Annotated in this window: 19 protein-coding genes; 5 read left to right on the top strand and 14 right to left on the bottom strand. The window is 49.4% G+C overall.

Features of this window, described 5'->3' with window-relative positions; translation table 11 throughout:
* Positions 1-71 precede the first annotated feature (71 nt).
* The 8 genes from glpK to FND36_02565 all read right to left on the bottom strand — a co-directional run bounded on the left by glpK (position 72) and on the right by FND36_02565 (position 9,399).
* Positions 72-1,553, bottom strand: a complete 1,482-nt coding sequence (glpK, locus tag FND36_02600) for a glycerol kinase GlpK (GenBank protein QDW73033.1) — start codon at positions 1,551-1,553, stop codon at positions 72-74.
* Positions 1,554-2,483, bottom strand: coding sequence for a transketolase family protein (locus tag FND36_02595; protein QDW73032.1), 930 nt, complete (start codon positions 2,481-2,483; stop codon positions 1,554-1,556).
* Positions 2,476-3,309 carry a transketolase gene (locus FND36_02590; protein QDW73031.1) on the bottom strand — a complete coding sequence of 278 codons (834 nt, stop codon included), beginning with the start codon at positions 3,307-3,309 and terminating at the stop codon, positions 2,476-2,478. Before FND36_02590 ends, FND36_02595 begins: the two co-directional genes overlap by 8 nt.
* A gap of 64 nt (positions 3,310-3,373) precedes the next feature.
* Positions 3,374-4,357: an ABC transporter permease gene (locus FND36_02585; protein QDW73030.1), complete on the bottom strand. Its 984-nt coding sequence runs from the start codon at positions 4,355-4,357 to the stop codon at positions 3,374-3,376.
* Positions 4,358-4,370: 13 nt separating this feature from the next.
* Positions 4,371-5,858, bottom strand: coding sequence for a sugar ABC transporter ATP-binding protein (locus FND36_02580; protein ID QDW73029.1), 1,488 nt, complete (start codon positions 5,856-5,858; stop codon positions 4,371-4,373).
* Positions 5,859-6,020: 162 nt separating this feature from the next.
* Complete coding sequence (locus FND36_02575) at positions 6,021-7,106, bottom strand: substrate-binding domain-containing protein (protein ID QDW73028.1); 1,086 nt, start codon at positions 7,104-7,106, stop codon at positions 6,021-6,023.
* 356 nt (positions 7,107-7,462) lie between these two features.
* Positions 7,463-8,494, bottom strand: a complete 1,032-nt coding sequence (locus FND36_02570) for a LacI family transcriptional regulator (GenBank protein ID QDW73027.1) — start codon at positions 8,492-8,494, stop codon at positions 7,463-7,465.
* Between the two features lie 32 nt (positions 8,495-8,526).
* On the bottom strand, positions 8,527-9,399 hold the full coding sequence (locus FND36_02565) for a MurR/RpiR family transcriptional regulator (GenBank protein QDW73026.1): 873 nt from the start codon (positions 9,397-9,399) through the stop codon (positions 8,527-8,529).
* A gap of 241 nt (positions 9,400-9,640) precedes the next feature.
* Between FND36_02565 and FND36_02560 the strand changes: the two genes are divergently transcribed.
* From FND36_02560 to FND36_02540, 5 genes are read left to right on the top strand one after another with little or no spacing between them, the layout of a single operon-like run.
* Entirely contained in the window at positions 9,641-10,576 is a 936-nt protein-coding gene (locus FND36_02560; protein QDW73025.1) for a transketolase family protein, read from the top strand.
* 9 nt (positions 10,577-10,585) lie between these two features.
* Positions 10,586-11,419, top strand: a complete 834-nt coding sequence (locus FND36_02555; GenBank protein ID QDW73024.1) for a transketolase — start codon at positions 10,586-10,588, stop codon at positions 11,417-11,419.
* Between the two features lie 23 nt (positions 11,420-11,442).
* Positions 11,443-12,330, top strand: a complete 888-nt coding sequence (locus FND36_02550) for a TIM barrel protein (GenBank protein ID QDW73023.1) — start codon at positions 11,443-11,445, stop codon at positions 12,328-12,330.
* A gap of 31 nt (positions 12,331-12,361) precedes the next feature.
* The gene (locus FND36_02545) at positions 12,362-13,888 is read left to right on the top strand and encodes a hypothetical protein (protein QDW73022.1); all 1,527 of its coding nucleotides are present in this window, start codon (positions 12,362-12,364) and stop codon (positions 13,886-13,888) included.
* A 28-nt stretch (positions 13,889-13,916) separates the two neighbouring features.
* Entirely contained in the window at positions 13,917-14,615 is a 699-nt protein-coding gene (locus FND36_02540) for a cyclase family protein (protein ID QDW73021.1), read from the top strand.
* 74 nt (positions 14,616-14,689) lie between these two features.
* Here FND36_02540 and FND36_02535 read toward each other — a convergent pair whose 3' ends face one another.
* From FND36_02535 to FND36_02510, 6 genes are all read right to left on the bottom strand, one after another.
* Positions 14,690-15,130: an RpiB/LacA/LacB family sugar-phosphate isomerase gene (locus FND36_02535; GenBank protein QDW73020.1), complete on the bottom strand. Its 441-nt coding sequence runs from the start codon at positions 15,128-15,130 to the stop codon at positions 14,690-14,692.
* 148 nt (positions 15,131-15,278) lie between these two features.
* Positions 15,279-15,725, bottom strand: coding sequence for a DUF1934 domain-containing protein (locus FND36_02530; GenBank protein QDW73019.1), 447 nt, complete (start codon positions 15,723-15,725; stop codon positions 15,279-15,281).
* A gap of 18 nt (positions 15,726-15,743) precedes the next feature.
* Entirely contained in the window at positions 15,744-16,721 is a 978-nt protein-coding gene (gene pfkA / locus FND36_02525) for a 6-phosphofructokinase (protein ID QDW73018.1), read from the bottom strand.
* 70 nt (positions 16,722-16,791) lie between these two features.
* A complete protein-coding gene (locus FND36_02520) occupies positions 16,792-20,268 on the bottom strand; it encodes a DNA polymerase III subunit alpha (protein ID QDW73017.1) in 3,477 nt (1,158 codons plus the stop codon).
* A 92-nt stretch (positions 20,269-20,360) separates the two neighbouring features.
* Positions 20,361-20,594, bottom strand: coding sequence for a polya polymerase (locus FND36_02515; protein QDW73016.1), 234 nt, complete (start codon positions 20,592-20,594; stop codon positions 20,361-20,363).
* Between the two features lie 46 nt (positions 20,595-20,640).
* Entirely contained in the window at positions 20,641-21,480 is an 840-nt protein-coding gene (locus tag FND36_02510; protein ID QDW73015.1) for a S1 RNA-binding domain-containing protein, read from the bottom strand.
* Between the last annotated feature and the right edge of the window lie 28 nt (positions 21,481-21,508).

Genomic DNA, 21,508 nt, shown 5'->3' with positions numbered 1-21,508 from the left:
TGTTCTTCAACATTTTTAGACATTTTTTGTTTACATATCAACATCTATAAACATTCAGACCATAGATGAATCTACTTGCTAAGCACACCGGCGACCGCCCGCTTCCATCCTGCGTATTTGTGATCCCGCTCTTCCTTCGCCATCTTAGGCTCATATTTCGTCCGCTTCAGCTTCTCAAAGATATGCTCATCCCATACTCCGAGAGCTATCCCGGCCGCGTACGCCGGACCGATCCCTGATAATTCCTCGGAATCCGGCACCTGTACCGCCGCCTCCGCGATGTCGCTCTGGAACTGCATCAGATACCCGTTCCTCGTTGGGCCTCCGTCTACCCGCAGCTCTCCTACCGTTACTCCCGCGTCCTCGCTCATGGCCTTCACGATATCCGTGATCTGATAAGCGATGCATTCTACTCCCGCTCGTACCACTTCCGCTTTCCCCGTGGTACGGGTCATGCCTACAATGGCCGCCGCGGCGTGGCTGTCCCAGTACGGCGCTCCCAGGCCCGAGAAGGCTGGGATCAGATACAGCTGGTCATCCTGTACCGCTTCCCTTGCCAGCCCTTCCGTCTCTCCCGGGGACTGGATCAGCTTTAAGTCATCTTTCAGCCAGGTGATCACCGCTCCTGTATAGTTCAGGTTCCCTTCCAGCACGTAGTTCACCTTCCCCCCCATGCTCCAGGCAAGAGAGGTCACTACGCCGTGGGTGCTCAACACCGGCTTCTCCCCGATGTTCATCATGATCGAGGATCCTGTCCCATAGGTGGACTTGATCATCCCAGGCCGGAGGCACCCCTGCCCAAACAGGGACCCGTGGGAATCTCCCAGTACCCCGTGGATCGGGATCTTATTGGGCAGAAAGCCCTCAAAGTCTGTCCAGCCAAACTCCGAATCCGAGTCGCAGACCTCTGCCATGTTGGCCGGATCGATCCCAAATAAGCCGCAGATCTCTTCATCCCACTTCAGGTCAAAGATATTAAAAAGCTGGGTTCTTGAGGCATTGGAGTAATCCGTCTTATATTCTTTCCCGCCGGTCAGCTTATAGATCAGCCAACTGTCGATGGTTCCATGACAGATCTGCCCTTTGTCGGATTTCTCCTTCGCGCCTTCTACATTTTCCAAGATCCAGGCGATCTTGGAAGCCGGGAAATAGGGCGACAGGTTCATCCCTGTCTTCTGGCGGATCAGCTCCGCCTTCCCCTGGCTTTCCACCCGCTCGCAGATATCTGCCGCGCGGGCGCACTGCCATACGATCGCCTGACCGATCGGCTCCCCAGTCTCCTTATCCCAGGCAAGGGAGGTCTCCCGCTGGTTGCTGATGCCAAGTCCGGCGATCTTGTCTTTCTCAATCCCGGACTCTTCCACCAGACGGCGGACCACCTCGATGGTATTATGATAGATCTCGGCCGGGTCATGGGAGACCCAGCCTTTCTCATTGACGATCTGCTCATGGGACTTATCGGTCCGCTGGATCAGGCTCCCGCTCTCATCGAAGAGAAGCGCCTTGGTCCCTTGTGTGCTCTGATCGATACTGATGATATATTGCTCTGACATTTAGATCAGCTCCTCCGCTTTCTTCGCGATTCCTTCCCCGGTCAGCCCATAGTAGGCGAACACTTCCTTTGAGGTCCCTGTGATCACCGGCGCGTCCGGCAGAGCCAGGTTTATAACTTTCCTCGGACAGTTGGCTCCTACCGTCTGGCTCACCATTGACCCTAAACCTCCATAGGGCGCGTGCTCTTCCACCGTGATCACCGCTTTGGCGTTCTGGGCCGCTTTTATCACAGCCGCCTCGTCCAACGGTTTCACGCAGTACATATCCAGGACTGCGGCGCTGATCCCTTTCTCCTTCAGGATCTCGGCCGCTTCCACACAGGGCTTTACCATTTCTCCGCAGGCGATCAGCGCCACATCCGTTCCTTCTTGGATCACCGTCGCCTTATCCATCTCGAACGGCACCTTCCCTTCCTCATATACATCGTCCACCGCGTTCCGGCCCACCCGGATATACGCCGGCTTCTCATCCTTTAACAGTTCCCGCATGAGCTTCTCGGTCTGGAACCGGTCGCTGGGCAGATATACCCGCATGTTCGGCACCGCCGCCATCGCCGCGATATCCTGGGCCGAATGATGGCTCATCCCTAACGCTCCGTAGCTGACTCCTCCGCTGATCCCGATCAGCTTTACGTTCGTATTGGAGTATGCCACGTCCACCTTGCACTGCTCATAGCTCCTGGTAGACAAAAAGCAGGCCGGGGACGCCGCGTATGGCTTCTTCCCGCATTTTGCGAGTCCCGCCGATATGCTCACCAGGTTCTGTTCCGCGATCCCTGTCTCCACAAACTGCTGGGGCAGCTCATTGGCAAACGCCGTAAAAGACGCGCTCCCCCTCGAATCGCTGCACAGCGCGATGATATCCTTATCCTTCTTTCCTTCCTCGATCAGTACGTCACAGATCACCTGTTTGTTCGCGATCTTAGCCATGAAGCAGCGCCTCCTTCCTCTCTGCCAGATCTTTCCGGATCTGGGCCAGTTCCTCCTCATTCGGAACTTTATGATGCCAGTTGGCCTTGTTCTCCATCACGGAAGAACCTTTCCCTTTTACCGTGTTGGCGATCAATACCGTCGGTTTCCCTTTCACCGTCTTCGCTTCCTCAAAGGCGGCCCGGAGCTGGTCGATATCGTTCCCGTCGGCCACATCGATCACATGCCATCCAAAGGCGCGGAACCGTTCATGCAGATCGTCATGCCCCATCACATCTTCGGTATTCCCAGAGATCTGGAGCCGATTGCGGTCTACCACCGCGCACAGGTTGTCCAGCCCATACTGGTGGGCCGCCATAGCGCCTTCCCAGACGGAACCTTCCGCCAGTTCCCCGTCTCCCATCACGGTGTAGACCCGGTAATCCCTGCCGTCCATCTTTCCCGCCAGAGCCATTCCCACACTGACTGGGAGCCCATGGCCCAGGGAACCGGAATTCATCTCGATGCCCGGCAGCTTATTATTGGGATGTCCGATGAACATAGACCCAAACTTGCTGAAGGTGGCGATGACTTCTTTGATATCAAAGAATCCTTTCCTCGCCAGCACCGCGTAATACGCTTCAACGGAATGTCCCTTGCTCATGATGAATTTATCCCGGTCTGGATCATCCTGGTTCTCCGGGGAGATATTCATCTGCTCAAAATAGATCTCTGTCAGGATCTCCATGACGCTCATATCGCCGCCGATATGTCCGGCTTTGCCTTCTACGATCATATCGATCACGTTTTCTCTTAATTCATAAGCTAACGCTTTCAGATTTTCCATAATCATTTCCTTCCTGCCAAAATATTTCTACTTCTTGTAAAAATTCAAGTTTTGGCTACACACTTTATTTTTTCTTTATCAGGTGGGCAACCTTGTCACGCATTGTCGGATTCTCCTTCAGTGCATCAACCGTTACGGCTACAAGCACAACACCGCCTGTAACGATCGTCTCCCAATAGGAAGATACACGGAGAAGCACGATGGATGTAGACACAGTACTGTTCAAAAGACCACCGATTACAGTACCAACAACGCCGCCGATACCACCGGTCATGGAGGTTCCGCCAAGAACAGAAGCCGCAATGGTCGGGTTCACCCAGTTTACTCCGATAGACGCCTGGAAAGAGGCCAGCTTACAAGCCATCATAGTTCCAGCAATCGCGGATAAAAGGCCGGCCAAACTGTACACTAGAATTTCCACCCTTTCTGTTTTAATACCAACAATCTTAGCGCAGTTACGGTTCCCACCTAATGCGTATACATGGCGTCCAAATTTGGTATATTTGAGCATAAGAGCCAAGACTACACAAATGACCAGCATAATAATCACAATCGTCGGCATAATGCCTCCCAGCACACCATTAGCCAGAAACTGAGCATTCTCCGGAATACCTACAATCGGAGTCCCCTCTGTGATAATATATACGATACCTTTATATATTTCCGCCGTCGCCAGGGTTACGATAAATGGTGTCAGCTTCAGATACGCAATGAACAATCCGTTGATCATTCCAAGGACGAGACCTACCAGACAGGAAACCAGAATGGAAATCCACGGGTTGATGCCTTGCTCTACCATCATCTTAGCGGCCACCATACTTGCCACAGAACCGACCGCCGCTACAGACAGATCGATACCGCCTGTCAACAAGACCAATGTCTGACCAAAGCTGACGATGATCACAAACGCCGCAGATCTGGTCAGGGTACTGATATTATAGGCCGTCCAGAAGTTACCGGTTACCAGATGTACCACACATCCCGCAAGGAGTGTTACGATCAGAACCATCCCGGCGGTTGACTTAAAGAAATCTATTACTTTTTTCATGTTTTCTTACCTCCTACTGAAATGCCACTTTCAGAACATCTTCTTCCGTGGTCATATCTACATCCTCAATGTATCCTTTGATCCTTCCCTGATGGACTACCATTACCCGGTCTGCCAACGCCAGAACCTCTTCCATCTCCGAAGAGATCACCACAACGGACACCCCGCTGTCTGCCAGTTCCCGGACAAGGGCGTGGATCTCCGACTTTGCGTTTACATCGATTCCACGCGTCGGCTCATCCATGATCAGCATCTTGATCCCCTTCGCCATCCAGCGGGCAACGATCACCTTCTGCTGATTACCGCCGGAAAGGTTCTTGATCAACTGTTCTCTTCCCGCCGTCTTGATGTGGAATTTACCGATATAATCATCTGTAATCTCAGCCGCCTTCTTATAGTTGATCAGGCCATGTACCTTTAACTGATCATAAGATGGGAGCACCATATTTTCCATGACCGACATTCCCGGTGTAATACCATCATGACGGCGCTCCTCTGATACGTATCCCATTCCCAGCCTGATTGCCACCCGGGGATCCGTGATATCTACCTTCTTGCCCTCGACATACATTTCTCCGCCTGGCTCAGGGCGCGTTATCCCGAATACACCCTTAAAGATCTCGGTTCTTCCGGCGCCTACCAATCCGGCCACACAAAGGATTTCCCCCTTCTTCACCTGGAAACTTACATCCTGAAACTCTCCCTCACGGGTCAGATGTTTCGCCTCAAAGAACACCTCGTCAGACACGGTACGGTTCACATGTTTAGATTCCTGTACCTTCTTTCCCGCCATATTAGTAATGATCTCATCTTTGGTAATATCTTTGATCTCTGTCACCTTCACGAGCTGTCCATCCCGCATGATCGTAGCACGGTCGGCCTGTGCCATAACCTCATCCAGATGATGGGTAATGAAGATCATAGAGGTCCCCGCCTTTTTCAGCCGCTGCATAGAGGCAAACAAGGATTCCGCTTCCTTATTGGTCAATACCGCCGTTGGCTCATCCAGGATCAGAATCCTGGGAGAATAAGCCAGCGCTCTCGCAATTGAAACTAACTGCTGATACGCCGCGGACAGTTTCTTTACTTTCTGTGTAACGTCTATTTCTACATCTAACAGTTTCAGCAGCTCTGCCGCTTCTTTCTCTGCTGTTTTCCAATTAATTGCCATTCCATTGGCACGCTCATTGCCAAGGAAAATATTTTCCGCAATTGATGCTTCCGGGATCAAATTCAATTCCTGAGGCACGATTACGATCTGTTTTGCGGATGCTTCTTTAGGAGAAGAGATCTTAATCGGTTTTCCGTCCATGAAGATCTCGCCTTCATCCATAATGTACTGGCCTACCAGCACATTCATCAGGGTACTCTTCCCCGCTCCGTTTTCTCCCAGAAGCGCGTGGATCTCTCCCGGCTTGATACTGAGGTCTACCTTGTCCAGCGCCTTAGTTCCCGGGAAAGTTTTTGTGATCCCTTTCATTTCAAGTATGAATTCGCTCAACTTTTTCACTTCCTCTACTCTTTATTCTTCCGCTTCCTTAATTAGTTCCTTCTCAACAAAAAGATTCCACGTGACCATGCTTACCATAATCACGTGGAATCCCTCTCATTCATCTAGTCCTGCACATGGTGTCATATCCGTTCTTCAATTTGACTCATATAATTATTCCGCAGCTTCCTCAGCAAAAAGCATATCGATATAGCCCTGCGCGTCTTCCTGATATGCGCCCTGAGAACCAACATCTGTGATCTCTTCTACTTCTTCACCGTCGATACATTTTACAGCGTTGTAGATCAGTTTATAGCCCATATCGTAGCAATTCTGGATCTGCAGATAGTACAGAGTACCGTCTTTCAAATAATTCAGCGCACGAAGGTCATGATCCATACCACCGATGATGATCTCGCCGGATTTACCTGCGTCCGCAACCGCCTGGCCAGCTCCGATCGGATTAGACATGTTGTTGCAAAGGATTCCGCCAAGGTCCGGATAGGACTGCAGCCATGCTTCTGTAATTGAGATAGCGTTCTCTACGAAGTCATCATCTCTCTGATCGTCAACAACTTCGATGTCTGGATATTCCGCTACAGTGTCATAGAAGGCTTCCAGTCTCTGCTCATGAGAAGAAGCTCCGATAGTTCCGGACAAGAACGCGATCTGAGTCTTGCCTTCTTCCTGCATCTTATCGCAGACAGCTTTCGCTACCGCCGCGCCGTCTCCATAGTTATCATTGTTTCCTACGAAGAATGATCTCTTGGATTCCGGAATATCAGAAGAAGCAAACAGCGCAACCTTAACGCCCGCATCTACAGCTGCGTCAACCGCCGGCTGTGTAGTCTCGATCTGATTTACGTCAACAGCGATCAGGTCATAGCCCTGTCCGGTAGCTGTCTCAATAGAGTTTACTTGGTCAACAGCGTCAGCCTCAACCGGAGCGTACCACTCATAGTCAATGGTAACGCCTTTAGCGGCAAAGTCTTCTACCGCCGCTTTTACACCAACTTCAATGGCATCGTACCAAGCGTGTACCAGCTTATATGTACAATAAATTGAATATTCATCTTTCTTTGGCTCATAGCTTGTATCGAAATCCTGATCCGCAAGGGCTTCCGCGTTCGCAACTTCTTCTTCTGTTCCCGCGGAGCTGTCAGAACCTTCTGACGAACTGTCACTAGATCCGCTTCCGCAGCCTACCATGGTCAATACCATAGCCGCTACCAATAACATACTAACAATTTTCTTTTTCATAATTCTCTCCTTTCAAACTTAAACATCCTCATGTCTCTGCAAGACGTCCAACTTTTTGAAATATCCTCCTTTCTTCTAGATTTGCAGTCTTTTCTTGGGAATTCTCTCATCCAACGAATTACTCAATATTATAAATTATAACTAAATTATTTTTTATAACTATTTTGCATTTCGTCATTAGCGTCAATCATAATTTGTCATTTTGACTAACATTTAACAGATTCCCATCTCTTAATTAGACTTTATGACTAAGTTATATCATTTTCTCCTTATCGTGTCAACTAAATTTTGAATAAAAAAACTCTATTTTTACTAAATTATTTTTAGTAAAAATAGAGTTCTCTGGAATTTCTCGGCTAATTCAGCTTTTTCACGCTCTCATTTTCAATTAATTTTGTTCCAACCTTGTATTTGGTAGTCGCCCCTTTTTCCTTCCCGATCCGCTTCATCAAAAGTTCTACCGACGACTCGCCCATGCCGTCTGTGGGAACCTGGATCGTTGTCACCTTCGGCTCTGTAAACGAGCAGATCGGACGGTTATCAAATCCTATCACCGACACTTCATCTGGTATCCGGATCCCCCGTTTTTTAAAAACTTGTACCGCTCTGCAGCCAAGAAGGTCGTTATCCGCCAGGAACGCGGTGGGCAGATCCTTATGCCTGTCCAGATAATTTTCCACATCCGCTTCCGTCTCCGTCTCCAGATACCCCACATCCATCACATAGTCCTCCCGATAAGGCAGGCCATGTTTCCTCATACACTCCCGAAAAGCCTGGAGCCGTTCCTCAAAACAGATGATCTGGAACTTGCTTCTGATATATCCGATTTTCCGGTGCCCCATCCGATAGAGATACTCAAACCCCTGATGTATCCCCAAGTAATTATCCACCGTCACCGCATCCACAGCCAGCGTTGGAAATGGATTATCCAAGAATACACAAGGCGCGTTTAAGCGCGCGAATACCTCCGCATCCTCCGGATACATCTCCACCGCATAGACGATATAGCCAGCGTATTTAGAATTTTCCAGCGCCAGATACTGTTCATCCGCCGACATCTGACGGTCCAGATACATCACCGACATAGTATAGCTGTTTTTCTCCAGCGTTCTGGTAATGCTCTCCGAAAGATAGTTAAAAAAAGGATATTCTTCCACAACCTGACCGCCGCATTTATAGATCACAAATCCGATATTCCCTCTGTGCGCTTCCGCTTCTTTCAAAAGATACTCACAGTCCATCTCCATGATCTTATCCATGATCTCTCTCCGCTTAGCCTCACCTACTCCCGGTTTATTATTCAGCACAAGGGACACCGTAGCCGGTGACACTCCAAGCTCTCTGGCTATATCCTTCGCCTTATATTTCACGTTCGATTCCCTCCGCATATTTCATATTCACCGTCCATTCCGCCGGCCCCCTACTTATCCACGATTTTATTTACCTTCAGGCTTTCAGAAACCTCGTGCAGTTTTTGAAACGAATCCGTCTCCTTCCTCCGAAGCACGCCCATATAAAGAGCATCCAGCATCGCCTGTTCCGCCACCCGCCGAGCGATAATTTCTTTGTCCGCCGTAGAATCAGTAGTCACATTATACAATACCACATCTGAATATTTGGTCAACTCTGATTTCCCCGCTTTTGTGATACAAATCGTAAAACCCCCTCGCTCCTTCGCGATCCTCATAGACTCCACTACCTGCTTCGTCCGCCCGCTGTGGGAGATCGCCACCGCGACATCTCCTTTTTTCATATTGCAGGCGTTCACAATCTGAATATCCGCATCACTGTCAGCAAAGCAATCATATCCAATCCGGCGGAAACGCAGACTGGCGTAACTGCAGGGAAACGCCGCGTCCCCAATAGCAAAAAAGCAGATCTTGTTTGCTTTTACAATAGCTTCACACGCCTTCTCATACTCTTCTGCCGCGGCCACTTCCAGCGTTTTCTTCAGATTCAGGATGTTGAGCTTGAAAACACTTTCCAAAATTTCTTCCATTCCACGACCCACAGAAAGCTGCACCACTTCATCTTTCGCCTGAGGATTTAAAAGCTGCGCCGCTAGCTGCCGTTTAAACTGAGTATAGCCAGACAGGCCGATCGTCCTGCAAAGGCGCACCACCGTAGCTTCTCCGCACTCGCAGCGCTTTGCCAGCTTCTGCAGCGACATCTTCGTCACTTCTTTGGGCGATGCAAGAACGAATTCCGCCACTCTCCTTTCCGCCGGGGTCAGACTGGGGAGAAGAAATCTGGCTGTCGCCAAAATATTCCGCACATTTTCCTTTTTCTCCATATTCCGCACCTCTTGTCCGTACTTTCCTACTATTATATCGCATTTTTACTCCATTTTCAATTTTAATTTATGGAGTATTTTTTCTCTATTTCCGTTTCGCTTTTCGTCAAATTGTATATTTATTCACACCTTTAGCGCCTCTATATTGTCTATTATTTTGTATTGACATTTACCCCCCCCCGGTATACTTTGAGTAACAATTGAGTTTTAACCATTTTTCTTCAGAAAGGAAATGACAACCATGAAAAAATCTTTTCGCTCCACAATGATTGATACAATAATGGAGAACGCGGAAATCTATCCCAATATGGTGGTTCTTAACGCCGATTCCGCAAGAGCTCTAAAACTGACAGATTTTCAAGCCGCCTACCCGGACAGAATGTTTGGAGTGGGGATCAGCGAAGCAGATCTGATCGGAACCGCGGCCGGAATGGCAACCACCGGATTGATTCCTGTTGTTGTCGGTTTCTCTATGTTTGTTTCCGAAAAACCTTTCGAACAGATCCGGCAGGCAATCGCTTATCCCAATTTAAATGTTAAGATCATCGCTACCCACAGCGGTCTCTGCGTTGGTCAAGACGGCGCTACTCACCAGGCATTGGAAGATATGGCCGTCATAAGGACTCTCCCAAACTTCAAAGTCTTTGCGGCCGCTGACGTAACAGAGACAAAAGCAGCTGTAAGCGCCATGCTTAAACACAATGGGCCCGCCTATTTAAGACTGGGGAGGGATCTCGCGGAAGATATCTTCAGCGGCTCTAAGGAATTCATCCCAGGAGGCGCCGACCTTCTCGCCAATGGTTCGGATGTTACAATCGCGGCCTGCGGATTAATGACAGAGCAAGCCCTTCTCGCCGCCTCCGCCTTAGCCGCTGAGGGGATTCGGGCTACCGTACTGAATATGTATTCCATCAAGCCGCTGCCAGAGGATCTTCTATTAGACAAAGCTAAGGAAACCGGCGCCTTTGTTACCGCAGAAGATCACTCAGTCATTGGAGGCTTAGGCGGCGCGGTCAGTGAGTTTTTGTCAGAAAACTATCCTGTTCCTGTAGTAAAAGTAGGCGTCCATGACCATTTTGGCGAATCCGGCTCCCAAGATGAACTATATACCAAATACGGCCTTACTTCCGCCCACATTGTAAAAGCAGCAAAAAAAGCAATCAGTATGAAAAGGTAGGTAAAAGATATGTCCAGAAATATTCCCATTTTAAAAACACAAGCAAATATCATCCGCAGAGACATTCTGGAAATGATCTACAACGCCCAATCCGGCCACCTTGGAGGATCATTTTCCATGGTCGAAGTCCTGACAGCTCTCTATTTTGACGAAATGCACTATGATCCAAAACGCCCGCAGCTAAAAGATCGGGATCGCTTTGTTTTGTCAAAAGGCCACACCGCTCCAGCCCTCTATGCCACATTGGCAAACGCCGGATTTTTTCCAAAAGAGAAGCTGATGACTTCTTTTCGGCACATCGACTCTATGCTGCAGGGGCATCCTGATATGAAGAAGACGCCCGGCGTGGAGATGACCAGTGGTTCCCTAGGTATTGGATTGTCTGCCGCCTGCGGCATGGCACTTGGGCTCAGACATCAGAAAATTGACTCTCGTGTCTACTGCATGATCGGCGACGGCGAGATCAATGAGGGGGAAATCTGGGAAGCCGCGGCTACCGCCTCTCATTATCACTTGGATCACCTGGTTGCTTTTACAGACGTCAACGGACTCCAGAACGATGCCGAAACAAAGAAGGTCAAAGATATGCTGGATATTGCCGCCAAATGGCGCGCTTTTGGCTGGAACACCCTGGAGATCAACGGGCATGATTTTGAAGAGATTTTTGACGCTCTGGATATGGCCAGAAAATGCAAAGACCGCCCGACAGCAATCATTTCTCACACCATCAAAGGGAAAGGAGTTTCCTTCATGGAGAATGTAGTCGCTTTCCATGGCAAAACTCCCACAAAGGAAGAATACGAAAACGGAATGAAAGAGCTGAAGGAAGCTCTTCAGGCGTGATCAATCCACAAGGAGGTATAACTATGAAATTCGGATTAAATCTTTCCTTCGCGGTCAAACGTTGGCTCCGCCCTGACTATCTGGCCCACATGTGCCGGAAGGACTTCGAGGTAGAGCATGTCCAGTTTACATGGGATCTTATTGATCCCTGGTGGCCGCAGGATAAGCGAAAAGCCATGGCCGACCGCTACCGGAAGGCCTTCGCCGATGCGGGCGTATCTATCGATGCTACATTTGGCGGCGTGGCTTCCTATTCCTACCCGCAGCTTCTCTCTCCCTACCCGGAGCAGCAAGATATCTCGGTAGAATTCTTCAAGCGGGCCGCCGATCTGTCGCTGGAGCTTGGCTCTCCTATTATGGGGACCCCTGTGGGCGGCATGGATTATCAAGATGCAAGGAATCCGCAGAAACGAGAAGAATTGTATCAATCTATGCTTTCTCACCTGCGCGCCATCGCATCTTACGGCAAACAGATCGGCCTTCAGGAAATCCATATCGAGGCAACGCCTTTGATTACAGAATTTCCCCACAGCCCCTCCGTCTCTGTCCAGATGATGAAGGATCTAGAAGGAAGTGATATCCCCATCAAACTCTTGATCGACTGGGGACACGCTCTTTATAAGCCCCTTTTAAAAGATGAGGCAGATATCGGCTTATGGCTTAAAACCTGCGCCCCTTATATTGGTTCTATCCATCTCCAGCAGACAGACGGGCAGTGGGATCGGCACTGGGACTTCACTCAGGACGGTATTGTCACCCCTGAAGGAATCATAAAGGCAACTTCCGAAGCCGGACTGAACGATATCCCCCAGTATCTGGAAGTTGTTACAATTTTCGAAGACGATGATGATGCCGTCTATGAGCGGATGAAAAAAACCATGTATTTTCTTCACGCAAAATTAGGCGTATAGTTCTGGCACATCTGCCAGCAGGAGGTTATTTATGAATAGACAGATTTTCATTGGATGTGATATTGGAACTTCCGGTACAAAAGCTGTTGCCACAGACAAAGATGGACACATACTCTCTCAATCTTCTACTACATACGGCATCATCCAGCTTCATAATAATTGGGCTGAACAGGATCCAGACGTCTGGCTGGAAGCGGCCGTCTCCACCATACACGCTGTCATCTCCAGCCTTCCGCCCCAGGACAGCTCGATTGAAGCAATCTGTATCAGCGCGCTCTATGGAGGTACCGGGGCTATGTGCGATGAATCCATGAAGTCCGTACGTCCGGCCTTGATCTGGATGGACCGCAGAGCGGAGAAAGAGCGCCGCATGGTGGAAGAGACGATCGGGAGAGAACGCATTTTTCAGACTACAGGAAATGGCACCGATTCCTACTTTGGCTACACCAAATTACTATGGGTCAAAGAAAACGAACCGGAAAACTGGGAAAAAATCCGACACATCCTCCCCATACACAGCTATATTCTTTATAAGATGACCGGAAAACTGACGGTGGATTACTGTTCTGCCGGAAATGTAGGCGGAATCTACGATTACAGCACTCACTCCTGGTCAAAGGATATGTGCCGGGAAATGGGCATCCCTTACGAGGCGCTGCCAAAAGATTTCCACAGTCCAAGCGATATCATCGGGACTGTAACCCCGGAATATCAGAAGAAATTAGGCCTGTCCTCTCCTGTTCCCATGTGCGCCGGCACTGTCGACTGTATCGCTTCTATGCTGAGCGCAGGGATTGTGCGCCCCGGAGATAACGCGGCGGTACTTGGCACTTCCTTGAATTGGGGATATATTCACGACCGAAGGCCGGACAATCCCGATCTGGTATCCATGCCTTACTGTATCGAGCCTTCCAGGTTCAGCTATACTTATGGCGGGTCCTCTACCGCAGGCGCGCTTCCCCGCTGGTTTGCCAATCAATTTATGGGAGATGATACCAGCAGAACCTATGACGAACTAGAGCAAATGATCCTTTCCCAGAATATCGGCCCCGGATCAGATGGACTTGTCGCCCTTCCATATTTCATGGGGGAACGGACTCCAATCTGGGACGAGAAGGCTTCCGGTGTCCTTTTTGGACTTACTTTATCTCACACGAAAGGGCACATTTACCGGGCTCTTCTAGAGTCTGTTGCTTATTCTCTCCGTCACATCATGGAGTCCATGACAGACTCAGACCTTGCCATCGAAAAAATTGTACTGGTAGGAGGAGGCGCCCGTTCCTCGATCTGGAAACAAATCTTTGCCGATGTAACCGGTCTTCCAATCTTGACGCCGGTGCAGGAGATCGAGGCCCCGCTGGGAGATGCTTTTTTAGCCGCGGTAGGCGCCGGGTTTATCACAGATTACAGCCGGATGGGCGAATGGCTCACTATGAACCCCGCTATTCTTCCTTCCGCCAAAGCCCACGAACAGTATAACGAATACTTCACCATCTATAAAGAACTTTATCCCGTTCTGAAAGAGACCATGTCCAAACGCGCGGACATACTCAAATAAAACTACTATTTAATAAGAAGAAAAGGAGATGTCAGTTATGAAAGTTGATTTCAGCAAAGTAGTTGAGTTAAGCCATCGGATGATCCCAAGAGAGGAACCATTTAATCTGCAGACCTGGGTCTATGATGTTGATTTCTTAGGAGAGCGCGGAGAGCCTCACAGCCCTGGAACCTGGTATGTGTCCGGTGATGTTTCCTTCTCAACCCACTGCGGAACTCATGTGGAATTTCCGCTGCATCATGTAGAAGGCGGCATGAACGCGGCTAATTTCCCTCTGACCAGTCTGATCGGGGAAGCGGTTGTCCTGGATTTCACAGATAAGAATGCCGGCGACTGCATGTCTCTGGAAGAATTCAAAGCTTATGATGATAAGATCAAAGAAGGAGATATCGTCTTTCTTCATACCGGTCTTGACAAGAAATGGCGGACTGACGACTGGGAGCCATATCCGTATGTAGCCTGCGATGCTATGGAATGGCTGATTCGAGAGAAAAAGATCATCGCCATCGGAACTGATGCCACATCTCTTGAGAACTTCAACATTCCAGATCAGCCGAACCATAATCTCGCATTCAAGAACAATCTTGCTATGGTAGAATCTTTAACCAATCTGGATAAGATTGAGAACGGCAGAGCATTAGTCTTCATGCTGCCACTCAAGATCGTTGGCATCGAGGCTTGCCCATGCCGGATCATTGCCATCAACGACGGCGGGATTATTCAGTAATTTTCAATCGGGGCCGGGGGATTTTTAAAAATCCCCCGGCCCCGATTGAAAATGCCCTGTCCCTTTTTGACAGCTTACCGATTCTTATCATACTCTACGAAGGCATCTACCTTTGGCTGGGAAGAACATCCCGGCACGAATTCGTTTGTCAGGAACGCCTCTGTCATCAGTTCTCTCTCTTTACTTCCTGAAGTAAATGCTCCCATGCAGGCGATATTCGCATCATTACTCAAACGCGCGCGCTGTGCGGAATACACATCGGACAGCAGCGCCGCGTATGCGCCTTTTACTTTGTTCGCGGCAATGGATACTCCAATTCCGGTACCGCAGATCAGAATTCCCCTGTCATACTCGCCCGCCGCAACTGCCTCGGCTACCTTGATCGCGGTATGGGCATAGATTGGATCTTCACTTCCAAAATCTGTCAGCTCACCATAGCCTTTTGCCTCAATAAATTTCATCAGTTCTTCTTTTGCTTCCTGCGCGTTTGGATCGCACCCAATTGCAATTTTCATGATACACGTCTCCTTTGGTCTAGTAAGTTTTTATTCTACGCACATTTTACCACCGGTATCCCGGTTTGTCCACTTTCGCTTTTTTACGAAATGCGCAATTGGGGCCGGGGGATTTTTAAAAATCCCCCGGCCCCAATTGACAACTTACTTATTCTTGTTTTGATTTTACGTTCATAACGATTTCTGAATCCGCCACTTTTTCTCCATTGATATCCAATACATAAGAAACGCAGATGTGCATTTCTTCCTCAGAAACCTCCACGCGGATGTCCTTTGTATAGACGCCTACCAGAAGTTCCCCATAGGGTGTCTCATACTGAGTCATATTGATCTTATCTTTTTCAAAGATCATATGGAGATTGGAAATGCCGCTTTTTATAATTTCCAGCATCCCATATTCGGAAATCCTCACTTTATTTTTGATCGTTCCCGGAAGTCCCTCTACCACCTCTTCATAGATGATATAATGTTTCCCGTTTTTATAGTAATAAGAGGCCGGGGTAATGACTTCTATGAGCTCGTTTTCCTCTTCCTCCGCCCCCGTAAACACATCGTAATGAAGACCGGAAATGGATAATAATACCTCTTTTGTCATATCCTTCTCTTCTATATCTTAGAGTGCCAGCTGTTTCGCGATCTCATACTGATAAGCCGGAATTTCTTTCTTCATATTCAACGCTTCATCAATATCAAAATCTACATACTGGCCGTGCCTGTATCCTACCACGCGGTTTGTCTTGCCTTCCAGCAGAAGGTCTACCGCCATCGCCCCCATAATAGAAGCATATACCCTGTCTTTGCAGGTCGGGCTTCCTCCGCGCTGCATGTGGCCAAGTACAGTAGCTCTCGTTTCCATTCCTGTCGCTTCCTCGATCCGCTTAGCCATATTCATGGAATCTCCGATTCCTTCCGCGTTGATAATGATATAATTCTTCTTGCCGCGCTTCCGACATTCCTGAATATCTGCTACGATCGCATCCTCATTGTAATCGTGCTCTTCCGGCATCAGGATACGCTCCGCGCCATTGGCGATTCCGCACCAGAGCGCCAGATATCCCGCATCTCTTCCCATTACCTCGATAATGGAGCAGCGCTCATGAGAAGTGGATGTGTCCCTTACCTTATCGATCGCTTCCATTGCGGTATTCACCGCGGTATCGAATCCGATCGTATATTCGGTACATCCGATATCCAGGTCGATGGTTCCCGGAAGCCCGATGGTATTGATCCCGAAGTTCGCCAGCTTCTGGGCGCCTGCGAAGGAACCGTCTCCGCCAATGACTACCAGGCCATCGATCCCATATTTCTTGCAGATCGCCGCCGCTTTCTGCTGCCCCTCTTCCGTACGCATCTCCGCGCAGCGCGCCGTCTGCAGGATGGTTCCTCCACGCTGGATCGTATCGGACACATCTCTGGCGGACATATCTATGATCTCCTCATTCAACAGTCCCTGATAACCACGTCTGATTCCTCTGACTTTCAGACCTTTTCCCAACGCCGTCCTGACAACTGCCCGGATCGCCGCATTCATTCCCGGCGCATCGCCTCCGCTGGTCAAAACACCTATCGTACGAATAATCTTATCTGCCATTCTAATTCCTCCCGTTGTTCGTATCGGTTTCCTGTTTCATTTTCTATATCCGTGCTTCATTTTACATGAATTATCTTAGGTTTTCAATTGGTTTTTCCATCACTTTTACGCAAGATTCACCCAGATAATTCGTCAATCTGTTCAAAAGGGCGGCATCTACACGGACATTTCTGCCTCTTGGCAGCCGTTTTACCGCCCGTTCCGCCTTGCAGTAGATCACCACCTGATCCTCTCCTTCCGAATCACCGATGATCTCATAGAGTTCCTTTTCTCTGGCCAGGAAGTCCTCTTTCTTCTCATACTGGAGCCACAGTTCTTTCCTGGTCTGGTCAAAGGGGACCACCGCTTCGCAGATCAATTTGCTGGCCGCATCGTCCTCTTCCGAGACCCTTCCCCGGATAAAGACTTTGCTCTCCTCAGTAAGATACTGCTGATTCTTCTCATAGTCCCTGGGAAACACTACCACTTCTACGGTACCTGCCAGGTCCTCAATAGTAAGGAAAGCCATCGTCTTATTATTCTTGGTATATTTGATCGTTTTCCCTGAGATGATCCCTCCGATCGTCTCTTTCACACCGTCGTGCACTTTGGTCCGTCCAGTCTCTTCGTCCAACTGGAAATCCAATGTGGTCCGGGTGATCCCTTTCCGCCACCTCTCTTCATATTCTTCCATGGGATGGCCGCTCAGATACACGCCCAGCACTTCTTTTTCAAAAGACAGCCGCGTTTCTTTTTCATATTCTCCCACATCTGGCAGCTGGACGTCAAATTCTGCTTTCTGATCCTCTCCCACCATATCGAACAGGGACATCTGCCCTGTCATGGAATATTTCCGCTCCTGGCTGACCTGATCCATCAGCTGGATGTAGACCACCATAAACTGTTTTCTAGTCCCTCCCAGACTATCAAACGCTCCTGACTTGATAAAATGTTCGATGACTCTTTTGTTCACTTCTTTTCCAGCCATCCGCTCAATGAAATCTTTCAAACTGCGGAATTTCCCCGCGCTTTCACGCTCCCGGATCACCGCCTCGATCACCGGCCGGCCGATACTCTTGATCGCCGCGAGGCCGTATCTGATATTTCCGCTGTCCACAGAGAAGTTCCCAAATCCCTCATTGATATCCGGCGGCAGGATCCGAATTCCCATCTGCCGGCAGCTATAGACATACTCTGCTACCTTTCCCGGATTATCAATGACAGAGGTCATAAGCGCCGCCATAAACTCTACTGGATAATAATATTTCAGCCACGCCGTCTGATAGGCCACCACCGCGTACGCGGCGGCGTGGGATTTATTAAAGGCGTACTTAGCGAAGTCGATCATCTCGTCATAGATCTTATTGGCGGTCTTCTCATCAATTCCATTCGCCACACAGCCCGGAACGCCTTCCTCCTTGTTTCCATAGACAAAATTCTGGCGTTCCTTCTTCATGACATCGCCCTTTTTCTTTGACATTGCCCGGCGCACCAGGTCGCTCCTCCCAAGAGTATATCCTCCCAGATCCCGCACGATCTGCATAACCTGCTCCTGATAGACAATACAGCCGTATGTGGGTTCCAGGATGGGTTTCAGCTGAGGGCAGTCATAAGTAATGGTATCCGCGTTGTTCTTCCCTTTGATATACTTAGGGATAAAATCCATAGGACCCGGACGGTACAGGGAAATTCCGGCGATGATATCTTCCAGGCTCTGCGGTTTCAGTTCCTTCATGAAGCTCTTCATCCCCGCGCTTTCCAGCTGGAAGACGCCGTCCGTCTTTCCTGTCCCTATGGAATCCAGCACAGCTTTGTCATCGTAGTCGATCTGGTTGATGTCTATGGCATGTCCCGCGCTTTGTCCCGCCAGACGGGCCGCATCCTGGATCACCGTCAAGGTCCGCAGGCCCAGGAAATCCATCTTCAGCAGGCCCAGTTCTTCCAGGGTCGTCATGGTAAACTGGGTTGTCACAGAACCGTCAGATCCCAGGGAAAGGGGAACATACTCATCGATAGCCTTCTGGCTGATGACGACGCCCGCCGCGTGCATGGAAGTATGTCTGGGAAGTCCTTCCAGACGCATGGACATGTCCACCAGTTCTTTGACCTGGGGATCTTCCTCGTATGATTTCCGAAGTTCCGGACTCATCTTCAGCGCTTTCTCCAAAGTAATATTTAATTCCTGAGGAACCATCTTGGCAATACTGTCCACAAAAGCATAGGGCAGGTCCATGACCCGGCCCACATCCCGGATCACACCGCGGGCCGCCAGAGTACCAAAGGTGACGATCTGTACCACCCGGTCGCTTCCGTATTTTCTCACCACATAATCAATGACCTCCTGGCGCCGCTCAAAGCAGAAGTCCACGTCAATATCCGGCATGGACACACGCTCCGGATTCAGAAAACGCTCAAACAGAAGCTGGTATTTGATCGGGTCGATGCTGGTGATCCCCAAACAGTAGGACACGATGCTCCCCGCGGCGGACCCTCGCCCCGGTCCTACCATGATCCCATGATCCCTGGCGTAGCGGATGAAATCCCACACGATCAGGAAATAGTCCACATACCCCATGGTGTGAATGGTGGACAGCTCATATTCCAGCCGTTCCTTCAGGTCTTCTCCGGCGTCAGGATATCTTTTCTCAAAGCCTTCCCGGCACAGCTTATTTAAATATTCCCAGGAAGTATAGCCTTCCGGCACATCGAATTTCGGAAGCTTGGTCACTCCAAATTCAATCTCCACGTTGCAGCGCTGGGCGATCTTTTGAGTGTTTTCCAGCGCCTGCGGCGCATAGGGGAACAGTTCCCGCATCTCTTCTTCCGACTTGATGTAGTACTGGCCGCCTTCATAGCGCATCCGGTCCTCGTCGGCAATCTTCTTTCCTGTCTGGATGCACAGAAGGATATCGTGAGGCTTCTCATCTTCCGCATAGGTATAATGGACGTCATTGGTAGCCACCAGCTCAATGCCGGTCTCTCCCGCCATCCGCACCAGACCCTGGTTGACCATTTTCTGCTGGGGGATGCCATGGTCCTGAAGCTCCAGGAAGAAGTTCCCTTCGCCGAAAATCTGCTGATAGCGCAGAGCAGCAGCCTTTCCTTCTTCATACATGCCTCTGGCGATATTTCTCTGCACCTCTCCAGCCAGACATGCGCTCAAGGCAATGATGCCCTCGTGATACCGCTCCAGGATTTCCATATCCACACGGGGACGGTAATAATATCCTTCCGTAAATCCTCTGGAAACGATTTTCATCAGATTGTGATATCCCAGATCATTCTCCGCCAGAAGAACCAAATGATAATACCTCTCCTCCCGGTCGCCTCCGGCTTCCTTATCAAATCTGGATCCAGGCGCCACATATACCTCACAGCCCAGGATCGGCCGGATGCCCGCCGCCTTGGCCGCCCGGTAGAAATCGATCACTCCGTACATCACGCCATGGTCCGTGATGGCCACGCTGTCCATTCCCAGTTCTTTGACCCTGGCAATACATTCTTTGATTTTATTAGATCCGTCCAGAAGACTATACTCCGTATGGACGTGCAGATGCGCAAAACTCATAGCCGCTCCTTTGTCTGATTCATTGAAACAAAACTCCCTGCCATGTTCCTGGCAGAGAGTCTCTACATTCGCTTCCTTATGTTTTGTTAAAATTAACCGTTGATCATAAAGGAAACCAGCTTATCAATATCTTCCGGCTCATGAGCCACAAGCTCTAATTCCGGGATCTCACCGTTAGAGAAGATATTTGCCATGGATACATACTGAGACAGTTTGGACTTCAGATTCAGTCTGTCTCCTTCTCCTGTTACCAGCTCTACTTTTCCTTTGCATGAATCTACTACTTTAAAGAACTTATCAATATCTGTGATATTCTGTACTTTCATCTCTTAGATCTCCTTTCGGTTTCTATGTTTACGCCCTAATTATAACTTATTTTTCCAGGAATTCAATAGTCTTTTCGGTAATTTGTATCTTCTGCTCTTTCAGCAGTCGTCCTACCGCTCTTTTAAAGGCATTTTTACTAAGTCCAAGCTCCCTTTTGATCAGTTCCGGATCCGCCTTATCGGTAAAAGGAAGACTTCCTCCGTTCTCTTTGAGCCGTTCCAGCACTTTCCCGGCGTCCTCATCCATCTGAAGGAAGGCTTTCTTGCGGAGACTTAAGTCCATTTTCCCGTCCTCATGGACCCTGGTCACTCTTGCTTCTACCACGTCTCCTGCCTGAAGTTCTCCATAGACTTCTCGCTTTGGGATCAACGCGCTGTAGCAGTCGTCCACCGCCACAAACACCCCGAAATTATCGCTGGTTTCATACACCGTCCCCTGGACCATATCATCCTTTTTATAAGGGGCATCCTGGCGCAGCCGTTCATACAGCTTCATGGTGGCGCACAGTCTTCCCGACCGGTCCACATAGAGGGCCGCCAGCACCTGATCCCCCACTTTGACTTTCTTGGTCTGCTCCCGGAACGGAAGCAGCAGATCCTTCTCCAGCCCCCAGTCTAAAAAGGCTCCAATGCGTCCGGTATCCACTACCTTAAGTTTCCGGATCTCTCCCAGCTGGATCTTAGGCTCCGCTGTGGTAGCGATCAGGCGGTCGTCTGAATCCCGGTACAAAAATACTTCCACCGGGTCTCCTGCTTCTAATCCCTTGGGCACCTGTTTCCCCGGCAGAAGCACCTTGTCCTCCTTTGTTCCAAGATAGACTCCAAACTCTACTTTTTTGACGATCATCAGCGTCCGCTTTTTTCCTAAATATTCTTCTAACCTCATACGTTTCTCCTTGTGTTCTTTCTGATGC

The sequence above is a fragment of the Lachnospiraceae bacterium KGMB03038 genome, from assembly GCA_007361935.1.
GTDB lineage: Bacteria > Bacillota > Clostridia > Lachnospirales > Lachnospiraceae > Massilistercora.
The sequence above is the reverse complement of the archived record's forward strand: the minus strand, read 5'-3'. Positions and strand labels throughout refer to the sequence as shown.